This is a genomic window from Anaerobiospirillum sp. NML120448, assembly GCF_023050945.1.
Lineage (GTDB): Bacteria > Pseudomonadota > Gammaproteobacteria > Enterobacterales > Succinivibrionaceae > Anaerobiospirillum.
In genome coordinates this window covers 22,233-33,486 of record NZ_JALKIM010000037.1, presented here as the reverse complement: position 1 = coordinate 33,486, position 11,254 = coordinate 22,233, and the positions used below count along the sequence as shown (strand labels likewise).

At 40.6% G+C, this 11,254-nt stretch carries 5 protein-coding genes; 4 read left to right on the top strand and 1 reads right to left on the bottom strand.

Annotation, left to right across the window (positions count from 1 at the left end; all coding sequences use genetic code 11):
• Positions 1–328: 328 nt before the first annotated feature.
• The 3 genes from MXE38_RS07500 (at position 329) to MXE38_RS07490 (ending at position 5,958) form a co-directional block, all read left to right on the top strand.
• On the top strand, positions 329–4,456 hold the full coding sequence (locus MXE38_RS07500) for a hypothetical protein (RefSeq protein WP_246913620.1): 4,128 nt from the start codon (positions 329–331) through the stop codon (positions 4,454–4,456).
• A gap of 80 nt (positions 4,457–4,536) precedes the next feature.
• Complete coding sequence (locus MXE38_RS07495) at positions 4,537–5,478, top strand: 4'-phosphopantetheinyl transferase superfamily protein (RefSeq protein ID WP_246913619.1); 942 nt, start codon at positions 4,537–4,539, stop codon at positions 5,476–5,478.
• 66 nt (positions 5,479–5,544) lie between these two features.
• Positions 5,545–5,958, top strand: a complete 414-nt coding sequence (locus MXE38_RS07490) for a DUF6804 family protein (RefSeq protein WP_246913617.1) — start codon at positions 5,545–5,547, stop codon at positions 5,956–5,958.
• 379 nt (positions 5,959–6,337) lie between these two features.
• On the opposite strand, the gene dnaE is transcribed toward MXE38_RS07490, so the two are convergent.
• On the bottom strand, positions 6,338–10,267 hold the full coding sequence (dnaE, locus tag MXE38_RS07485) for a DNA polymerase III subunit alpha (protein WP_246913615.1): 3,930 nt from the start codon (positions 10,265–10,267) through the stop codon (positions 6,338–6,340).
• A 67-nt stretch (positions 10,268–10,334) separates the two neighbouring features.
• On the opposite strand from dnaE, the gene MXE38_RS07480 reads away from it, so the two are divergent.
• Positions 10,335–11,207 (top strand): alpha/beta hydrolase, encoded by an 873-nt coding sequence (locus MXE38_RS07480; protein ID WP_246913613.1) that lies wholly within the window; start codon positions 10,335–10,337, stop codon positions 11,205–11,207.
• Positions 11,208–11,254 lie beyond the last annotated feature (47 nt).

The following is an 11,254-nucleotide window of genomic DNA, read 5'->3' as shown; positions in this document are numbered from 1 at the left end:
AAAGAATCTAATGAATCTATTGACTCATTAATTTTAGGTGCAACATAAGGCTCGGATTTAGGCATTCTAGCTCCTTGATTACGGTTATACTAAAATTATACAAAATTCATCTCCCCAAGTTGCGTTATAATTTATTTTTACATATTTTTTCTTTAGTGCATGGCTAAGTAGATTAGCTAGTGAGCATTTTAGTCAGATTTGTCTCCAAAATACATAGCAAATAATAGTGTTTGGCTAGTAATAGAGATAATCATATGGTCATGGTCATTTTGTGCTCAGGCATAATTTAGGCTCTCTTTAATACAATCTTTTGTTAATACCTGCATTTATGGCTAATTTGATTTCATCAGTAGATGCCTTATTTTCATATTATGGCGCTACTTTGTTTGTATTAGGCTTACTCTGTTGCTTCACTAAGCGTACCTTTAAATTTGGTGTGCTTACTCTGTTATTGGCTGATATTCCTCTTGCTTTAGCCATTGCTTTTCCACGTAAAGTAATTGAACAACTCAATAGTTGGGGCTTTCAAGCTCAGGATTTTCCTGACGTTCAAACAGGACATACTTACGGCATTATTGCAGGTGTAGTGACCTTTGTTGTTTTGTTTGCTATCCGTTATTTACTCAATAGTATGCTCTCAAAGCGTAAAGTTATTGCTCAAAAATCAGATAACAGTGATGATGCACCTATTGATATTGCGGAGGATGACCCCTCGATAAATCAGAGTAGTGCTGATAATAAAATTTTTAAGGGTTTAGCTATTAAGGGCAAAAAGTCTCATCAAAGTGCTAGTGCTTTGCATTTAAGCTCAGATGATAACCCGCTTAATTTAGCTGATACTCAAGCTGAATTTTCTGCTTTAAAAAAAAATGATGAGCACGGGGAGCTAGCTAATAATCTAGGTTCAGAGCCCTCTTTTGCCCAAGATCCACATGAGTCCTTTTCTTTAGGTCAGGTTCCTGATCACGATAGTGACAATATGAAGGAGCCTACTTTAAGCTCTGATGTCTTTACTAACCATATGAGCCACAATGAACCTAGTTTTAGCAATTCTTTTATTGAGAATGCTTCATTAGGTTCTTTAAAGCATAATTATGCAGCTGTACAAAAGCCACTAGAAAATCAGGCTAGCGTGGGTATTGCTTCTTTAGGAGTACAAAATCCTTTAACAGGTCAAACTGACAATAAAGAACAGTCTGGAAGCTCATCTTGGTCTTCTTTATTTTCAAAAATTAACCAAGCCCAGGAAAATACTAATTCCTCTGAACTACAAGAGCGTTTTTCTTCCTTAGATGGTGATGACAGTTTTAGTGGCTATGGCCCTAAAAGTAAGTCTATAGCGCAACAAGCCCTTAAGAAAGACCATGTTCCTTATATTGGCTCTGAGGTGCAAGATGAAGGCTCTTTAGATTTAAATAATTTATCTTTTGCAGGTAATAAGGTAGGCGATCTCTTAGAGGCTATCGATGACCCTAACCAAGAGGATAAGCTCAAAGAGCGTTTAGGGGTAAAAGATAATAGCTCACAACCTGAGTCTGCTCCTTTTAATTTTGCTGATATTTTAGATTCTGCTGCCAAAAGACAGAGCCTTGAAGAGGAAAATGAAAAGGAATTAGACTCTTACGATCAACTATCTATGCAGCCTCACAATGTTGATCGCATGGGTGATGACAATGTAAGCCCTGCTCAGCTAAGCGAGGAACAGCTTGCCTATGCTGCTTTGGGTAAGAGCCACAAAACAGTAGCCGAGGCCTTAGCCGACTTAGACTCGCAAGAACAAGAGCTAGAGCCAGAGCTAGAAACAGCTACAGCCTCAGCCCCTGCCCAAAGCCCTGCACAGCCTAATGAGCAAGCTGACACTCACATTAATAGTGAGTTGTTAGAGGGTGATAACAAAAAGGTAGATATAGGCTCTCCTGATCCTTCTTTACAGATTATGGAGCCTACTAAGATCTCCTATTTGTATAGCGATCCTGTGCATGAAGATAAAAGCAAAGAAGAAGAGGAGGAACGTCCTGAGAATGTTCTTGATCAATATCAGGGTGACTCTACTAACTACAGCTTTTCTATTAAGGGTGTCTTTAAAGAAAAGCCAAAACTTTCAGTCTCAAGCTTTGTCGATCGTACCAGCTATTTAGGTCAATCTCAGTATGAAGCCAACTTCCATGAAGAAGAGTTGGAGCAAATGGTTAACGCTAATGAGGCTAAGGAACAAATAGAACCTCAAATAGAGCAAGCTGAATCTAATAGCGATAAGGCAGAGGACTTAAAGAACAAAAGAGATCAGGTGTTAGCCATTGCCCGTCAGGTGGCTGCGCAAATCTCAGCTGAGTTAGATGCAAAACAAAGCAGCTCTCATATTAATAAAGAGCAATCTCTTGATTTGTTATCCAATAACGATCAAGAGGCCTTACAGCCTAGTGTTGGTAGTAGTAAAAAGGTTGCTGAGGACTTTGCCATTGACTCTCATCATACCGATGATGCTCAAGACGAGGCCCATGCTTTAGCAAGCCTCTTTGCCCACAAAAAAGCTCCGCAAAGCGCCAGCGCCCGCAGCGCCAGCGCTGATAGCGCTGCTGCCGCTGCAGCTGATAAAGCGACAGCTACAGCTAAAGTTCCTGCTGCTAGTGTAGAGGTGGCATATCAAAGTAAGTCATTAGAGCAAAAGCTCAATAATGGAAAGGAACTAGCAAAGCAGAGCGTTTCTGGACTTGAGAGCAAGAACTTAACTGAGGTAATAGGTTCTCAAGATAATGATAAGTTTATTGATGCTGAGCGCCTAGATTTAGCTCCGTCAGAGGAGCAAAAGCGTGAGGACAATAAGGATATTGAGATTCAGCCACTTAATAAAGCTGCGTCTATCCTCAATCCTAGTGAGCGTAAGGTCAAGCGTACTGTAAATATTGGTGCTTCTTTAGAGGCTCTTAAGGCTAAAGCTAAGCAAGCAGCTCAAGAAAGAGCTATAGCCAAAGAAGCTGCTCTTAAGGCTAAGCAGGAAGCTGAGCAAAAGGCCGCTCAAGAGGCCGCCCTTAAGGCAGAAAAGGAAGCAGAGCAAAAGGCTGCTCAAGAGGCCGCTCAAGCTAAGATTTTGGCTGCGCAAAAAGCACAATCACAAGCTGAGGCAAGAGCTTATAAGGCCGCCCAGAATAAAGATCATAGTGCAGCTAATAATCAGCCTAAGCACTTTAATATTCAGCATGTTGCCGCTCCAATTGAAAGTAAGAGCACTTTAAATAACATTGCTAAACGAGATAATAAGGTCAATGTAGCTCGTGATAGAGGCTTATCCTTTATTGAGAAGTTAAAGGTTCAAGCTAAAAATGCCAGCAAGCCAAAGGCTGATGCAGCAGTATTAGCAACTAGCAAAGCTACCCCAGCCGCCTCAGCGCCAGCTAAAGTTAACGCTCCAGCTCAAGCTTCGGCTCCAGCTAATGCTCATGCTGTTGCAGTTGCTAATGCTACAGCTAAGAGCGCATCTGGAGAGCTTAAGGCTCAGCCTAATAAGGCTACAGTGCAGGATAAGCAACAGGTTTTAGCTAAAACTAATGCTACAGCTTCACAAAAAGCAACAAATCCTGCTACTGCGCAGTCTAAAGCTCCTGCTGTTGCACCTGCTAAAGCTAAGGTTGAAGTACAGGTACCACCTAAAGTCGCTACTAGCGCTAAAACTAACGCTAGCGCATCAGTGCCAGCAAAGGATCCTGCTTTAGTAAAAGCACAGTCAGCTACTAAAGCTTCTGTAACAACTGTAGCTACAGCAGCTCCTGTGGCAGTGCCTGCCAAAGCACCTGCTCAAGCACCAGCTACTAAAGAGGCTAAAACTCAGGCTACTGGTAAGGTAGGTGCTAATGCTAGTGCTAAGCCTCAGGCTCAAGCTCTAGCTAAGAGTAAGACTGATAGTGGAGCTCTTGATAACAAGAAAGGATCTCCTGTTGAGGCGGTTAAGACAGAGGTAGTAACAGCTAAGGCTACTGCCCAAGCTCCAGCTCAAGCTCAGGTTCCAGTCCAAGCCAAGGTTTCAGCTCAGGCTCCAGCTCAAGCTCAAGTTACGGCCAAGGAACAGGCTACTGGTAAGGAGCAAGCTCTTGCCAAGGAGCATGAGCATGAGCAGGCTAGTGCTCAGAGCCAGGTGGTTAAGGCTTCACTAAAGAATAAGAAGCGCAATCATAAAAAGGCTGAGGATGGAGAAAAGGTTGAGCTTTCGCAAGAGGCCTTAAAGAAAGATGAGGCTTTAGCATCAATGTCGTCTTTAGATGATCTTGATGAGAAAGTGATGTTATCACGCCCAGCAGCTGATGCTGGGACGGCTCAGGCTCAGCAGTCTACACCCGCTGCACAGCATGCGGCCCAGGCGCAGGGTGCGCAGGGTAGTGATGCTGCCAAGGCAGATGGGGCTGCTGTGCGTAAGAGTGCTAGTTTAAAGCGTTCTTTTGGATTAAAGCGCAACAGGCCTTAAGCGAAATAGGCTTGTATGTATTTGATATTTTTTTAGGGCTGCTATTTTTAGCAGCCTTTATTTTTAATTTTTAAAATTCCATGACTAAAACTAAGCTTTATTTAGGCTTTATGCCTTTAATATTGCAAGATCTCAAATACTTACTTAATAATGAACTTGCTATCAATAGCCATATTGATGCTTTAAAAGGTACAAGAGCTTTATCTTATACTTGTGGGCGAGCCTTAATAAAGTATGCTTTGTTAAATGAGGGTGTGATAGCTCAAAATGAGCTTTTACCTAATATTACTTATAGTAATTTAGGCAAACCAAGTCTTGATAGTAAGGGCATTTACTTTAATTTAAGTCATTCTAACCAAGTTATGGCTTTATCTTTAGGCCCTTATGAACAAGGCGTTGATATTGAGCTTTGTAATGAAAAAAGGTTAAGACCAAGCTTATTACAAAAGGTCTTAAACGAAAGTGAGTTGCATTGTCTTAATGCTAAAAGCTCTTCTTATGAGCAAGCTTTGTTTTTTACTAGACAATGGACTTTAAGAGAGTGCTTAGTTAAGAGCCAAGGTAACAGTATTTTTAGCATGGATAGCCTTGAGATAGACCCTGTTAATATGACTATTAAGGCAGCTAATTACCCTTTAGGAATAATTGCTACTTTTGAGATAAATATGAGTGAATATTTTAATAGTAATGATAAAATATATCATTTAGAATCTTTTGAAATGCCTAAAAGTAGTCTTAAAGTTAGCTTAGATAAGACAAATTGCACCTGTGCGTGCCCTCATGACTTGAAATTAGGTACTTTAGATTATTCACATCCAGACGTTAAAAGATTAGAGAAAGCTCATTGCTATCAGTTATCTGTTTTTCTTGAGTGTGATTATGAGAAATATCAGAGTTTGCAGTTAGCTGTAGCTGATAATCTAGAAATCTGGGGCTGCTTTGCGGTAAATAATGCAATTTGCCAACATAGTCCTTTTACACCAATTAAATGCAGCCCTAAAGCTGTATTTACCGTTAATTAGCTTAAGCATAATAAGATTTTTTTATTAATACACATACTGCTTTAATACAAGCGGAGGTTTGGTTTAGTGAGCCTGTTTAAATATGTTTCTTTTGTTGGTGCAGCTTTTTTATTAATCGCTGTAGCTCCTTGGTCTGAAGGTTGGGCCTTTTACTCTAAGTTAATTGGCTCTTTTGTTCTGCTCTGGGGCGGCTGCTATTTCATGCTTAGAGAAAATGAGACTCTTTATGGCTCAGTATGCGTGATTTTTGCTGTTTTAATCCAACCTATCTATCCTATTCCGTTTTCTAGTGGCGTATGGATGATTGTCTGCTTCTTAGGGTCTGGCTATTTGTGTTTAGCTGGTCTGTTAGCGATGAAAATTGAAAAAGCTCATGCTATTGCCAAAGCTAAGATTGATGCTGAACTTGAAATGTACCGTAAGAATGAAGAAAAGCTCAAAGCTCAGCAACAAGAAGCTCGTATGCATAACAAAAAATAATCATACTCTCCCATGGGCAAAGCCTTTGGCAAGCCCATGGGATCCATCCTTTTAGTCTGTTAGATCCTTCCCTTCCTATCTTTAGCTCAAGCCCTTGCTCTTGTTCAAGAACAATGTAAATCCCTGTAGGCTCTTATTCAACTAGATAAGCCTAAGTGGGTCTTGTTCAGCAGGTGAGAGCCGTAAGCCAAGCCCTTGTTCAAATTGGTAATCCCAAGTGGAGCTTGTTAAGCTCTGGAGTGCTGCAGGGCCTTGATCAACTTGGTAAGCCTAAGTGGGGCTTGTGCAGCTGATGATAGCTGCAAGCTTGAGGCCTTTGCTTTACCATAAATTAGCAATAAGGCCCCCGCCTACGCTCAAGCGAGGCGGGGGATTAAATTTAGTAGGAGACGGTGATTGCGTCAAAGCCTGCTAAATCGCGCATGCCTTCAATAAGATCATCGGTAGGGATAACTCTATAGTTATCCTGGTACAAGTTAATATAAGCATTGTCTATCATAATGCTTAAATTACAGCCCTCATCGACAAAGACTTCCTCTTCCTCGTTATAGTTGCGACGATTGGAGTTAGGCTTTGGCATTGGCTTAGCTACGGCAATATTAGCTGGTAAACCAGGTAAATTAGTTCTAGGTGGTACATTAGCTCTTTGAATGGCAGCTACAATCTCACTTACAGGCTTACAATTACGCAAAATAAGCTTATTAATAAAGTTATAGTGGTTTTCATAAGTCTCTAGATCAAGTCTGATGGTAATATTGCGAGCCTTTTTGCGACGAATCAGCTCAATAGTTTCAAATTTACGTACACGAGTACGTACTCCATCAGGGCCATTAAAGACAGCTACTTTTAAAATTAAAATCAGCGGTGCTTCGCACAGCAAGCTTGGGTCTACATCTAAAGTAGAGCTCTTAACTCTTTGCTCTTGAGCCTCGGCACGATCATTTAAAATCTTAGTGAGCGTCTCAGCATGTTGACCGTATAAAGGAATAGTGGTCTGTGAGCTACTGTCATCAATAGTGATGATGTAAAACTTCGAACCATCTTGCTTACTCATACGGGCATTACATTGAATTACTACACCACAAATAGTTTCAACTACAGGGCGGTCGGAGGCACCTGGATGTAGTTGACTTAAGGATGAGGTGCAATAGTTCATTAACTCTTGCTTGTATGGATTGATAGGATGTCCAGACAAGTACAAGCCTAAAACACTCTTTTCTTGATTGAGAATGTATTTTTCAGGCCATGGGCTACAAGGGTTAAATTCAGGAGACTGAACTTCTTGTAGTTCCATAAAGGAGAAGAGACTGCCTTGACCTGATTCTGACTCCTCTTGCTTTTGGGTTGCAAATTGTAAGGCTTTAGCAATACTATTGAATTTTTGAGCACGAGTGCCTTTAAAGCTATCTAAAGCTCCACTATAAATTAAAGCCTCCATGCTCTTCTTATTAAGACGTGCTGTGCCTACCTGGGCCACAAAGTCAAAATAGTCCTTAAAGCCGCCATTCTTTTGTCTAATCTCAACAATAAGATTAACTAATTCTTCGCCTACGCCTTTAATCGCACCTAAGCCATAAATAATGGCACCATCATCATCGACAGTAAAATCAAAGCGACCAATATTAACATCAGGTGGATTAACCTTAATATTGAGGCGATAGCATTCAGAAATATAGGAAACTAGTTTTTCTGTTTTAAGGCGATCGGCTGTCATCATGGCTGCTAAAAATTCTGCTGGATAATGAACTTTTAAATATAAAGTCCACCAAGCTACTAAAGCATAGGCCGCTGAGTGAGACTTATTAAAGCCGTACTCAGCAAACATCTCTACCTGATCAAAGATCTTCATAGCAATGTCGGTATCTTTGCCTTTCTTTTGCGCACCTTCAGCAAAAACAGATCTTTGGCTAGCCATTTCAGCAGGATTTTTCTTACCCATAGCACGACGTAAAATGTCTGCACCACCTAAAGAATAGCCTGCTAGTACCTGAGCAATTTGCATAACCTGCTCTTGGTACACAATAACACCATAAGTAGAGTCTAAAATTGGCTTTAAATCTAAATCTTGGAAGTCAGGAGATGGGTAGCTAACTTCCTCTTCACCATGCTTTCTTTTAACGAAGTGATCCACCATGCCTGACTTAATTGGGCCTGGACGATAGAGGGCTACTAGCGCAATCATATCGTCAAAACGGTCAGGTCGCATTTGGCAAATTAACTTACGCATACCATCAGACTCCAGCTGGAACACAGCTGTAGTTTCACCTTGTTGTAAGACCTCAAAGGACTCATCATCATGGAATGGAATAGCGTGAATATCAACTAAAGGCTCACCTAGGCGCTTTTTACGGGCATTAATCATGTCTAAAGCGTCTTGGATAATAGTAAGGGTAGTAAGTCCTAAGAAGTCGAATTTTACTAATCCTGCATGTTCAACGTCTTTTTTATCAAATTGGGTAATAGGATTACCAAAAGAGTCGAGCATTAAAGGAGAAAACTCAGTAGTTCTAGTAGGGGAAATTACCACACCAGCAGCATGCTTACCAATTTGCTTAACTACGCCTTCAAGACGCATAGCGTAGTGGATAAGCTCAATACGTGCCTTGTCATCATTGTTAACAGCATCGTTGTAAAGCTTAAGAAAATCAGGAGCAACAGACTCAATAGGATTGCCTTTTTTATCAAAGCCCATAGCAGCTTTAAAAGAAAGACCAGGCACTTCAGGGAGCATTTTAGCTACATAGTCCACTGAGCCATAAGTCATAGCTAAAGCACGGCCTACATCTTTGATAGCCGCTTTAGGAGCCATAGTACCAAAAGCTGCAATCTGAGATACTGCGTTCTTGCCATAAGTATCTTTTACGTGAGTTAAAGTTTTTTCACGATTTCTTTGGCAAAAGTCCACGTCAAAGTCAGGCATGGACACACGCTCTGGATTTAAGAAACGCTCGAACAGTAAGTCAAAGGCCATAGGATCAAAGTCAGTGATCTTAAGCGCATAAGCCACTAAAGAACCACCACCAGAGCCACGACCAGGGCCTACAGGTACGCCATTATCTTTAGACCACTGAATAAATTCCATCACAATAAGGAAGTATCCAGGGAAGTCCATATTGATAATAACGTTAAGTTCGGTCTCTAAGCGATCCTCATAAATAGGACGTTTTTCCTCTCGCTCTTTTTCATCAGGGAATAAGAAAGCTAAGCGCTCATTTAAGCCCTCATAAGACTTTTGTCTCAAGCACTCAGCAGGGGAGAGATCGCCTGTTGGATAGCGTGGTAAACGTGGCACATCAAGCTCCAGCTCCACATTACAACGCTCGGCAATCATACGAGTATTAACGATGGCCTCAGGTAGATCGAAAAAGAGCTGACGCATTTGATCAGGTGATTTTAAATACTGCTCTTTAGAGTAAAGACGTGCCATTTCAGCATTGCCTCTATGGCAATGGTTTTGAATAGAAACACGAACATCATGTACTTGGTAATCAGAAATATTGTCTTTACCAATATCTTGCTCACCAAATAAGAAACAGGTGTCATTAGTGGCTACAGGAGCAATGCCATAATGCACACAGAGATTTAAGGCTGCACTTTCAAATGAGGCCTCTCCTTCTCTATTGGTTCTGGTAATTTCTAAGCAGAAACGATCTTGGTAATTATCAAGATAAAACTTTAAGCGCTCTTGTAATCTTTCTTCATCATGGTCAGCAATAAAGTAAGCAAGGTCGCCTCTAAAGCCATTGAGTAGAATCAAGCCCTCGTTATATGCAGCTAGTTCTTCAATTAAATTATGGGCATTAAAAGCACCTGCCTTAGAACGTAGCCAGGCTAAAGATAAGAGATCATAAAGGTTTTGCTTGCCAATTCTGTCCATGGCTAGGGCAGTAACTCTAAAGGTACGCTCTTTTTCTCCTGGTTTTACTTGTTCTTGGACAATGAGATCAGCTCCCATAATAGGTTTGATACCATTGTTTTTACAGCTAGAGTAAAACTTAATATAGCCACAAAGATTAGTCCAATCTGTCAGGGCTATAGCAGGGATCTTAAGTTTTGCTGCTTGTTTAACAATAGCTTCAACACTTTCAAGGCCATCCATAATAGAATAGTCAGAGTGAATGTGTAGAGGAATATAGGAAAGCTGTTGTTCGGTGTAAGGATAGTCAATACCACCTATTTGCTCACCATTTTCATCTTGAGCTGCTTGCTCTGTTAGATCAGAAAACAGATCTGATGAATAAGGAGCAATGCCTCTTTGTGTAGGATCTAGCTCCTCATCACAAACAGGACTTTTCATCGCAGTATACATTTCTTATTTTCCTCTAGCAGCTTAAAATAATAGGTTTATAAATCTTACATCAAGCGAGTAATATCAAATGGAACAAAGAGTTACACTTGAAAATAATGCAGGCCATGAAGCTCAAAGGAAGATTATAGCCATTGATCGTACTATAGCCTTAAAAAATGGCAAACAATTAGAACTTATTAGAGCAAAGAAGCAGTCAGATGCTAAGTATATTGTAATTATACTACCTGGTGGTGGCTACGAGTTTTGCTCCTTTAGAGAGGCGAGAAATGTAGCTTTGTATTTTGCTAATGAGGGCTTAGATAGTGCTGTTTTGCATTATGAAGTTATTGATGAGCAAGATGCTTTAAGCGCTAAAAAGGGTTTAGGCTATTTGCCTATGATTACTGTTGCTCATGCTATTAATGAGCTTAGATCCAATAAAGAACTTGGCTTTAGCGAGCATAAAATTATTCTGTGCGGCTTTTCAGCTGGCGGCCATTTAGCTGCTAGTCTATGCACTCGCTATGACTGTGAAGAGCTAAAAAATGCTTACTCCTGGCAAGCAAGCTTACGTCCTGATGGTGCCATTTTATCTTATGCTGTTCACACAGCTACTAAAGATGAGGTTGCTAAATTGGTGTTCCATTGTTTAACAGGCTCTACTGATCCTAAAGATTGGACTGAGTTCACCACTGACGATAAGGTTAATAGCAACACTCCTCCTGCATATATTTGGCATACTGCTACTGATGCTATTGTACCTGTTAGAAATGCTCTTTCTTATGCTCAGGCTATGTGGCGCTGTGGTAATAAGGCTGAATTATTAATTTTGCCAGATGGTGTTCATGGTTTATCTACAGCTACTAAAGACGTAGAGCCAACCAATGACTTTGTTCATGCTAATGACCATGCTGCTTTATGGTTGCCTCAAGCAGTAAGCTTTATTAAACACTATATTTAACAACAACACCTACCTTTCAAAATTCGACAACGTCAGCTTTATTGTGC

Bases quoted from the DNA above. Each gene is read 5' to 3' on its own strand.
- MXE38_RS07480 (WP_246913613.1), top strand. From the start codon at position 10,335: ATGGAACAAAGAGTTACACTTGAAAATAATGCAGGCCATGAAGCTCAA.
- dnaE (WP_246913615.1), bottom strand. From the start codon at position 10,267: ATGTATACTGCGATGAAAAGTCCTGTTTGTGATGAGGAGCTAGATCCT.
- MXE38_RS07495 (WP_246913619.1), top strand. From the start codon at position 4,537: ATGACTAAAACTAAGCTTTATTTAGGCTTTATGCCTTTAATATTGCAA.
- MXE38_RS07500 (WP_246913620.1), top strand. From the start codon at position 329: ATGGCTAATTTGATTTCATCAGTAGATGCCTTATTTTCATATTATGGC.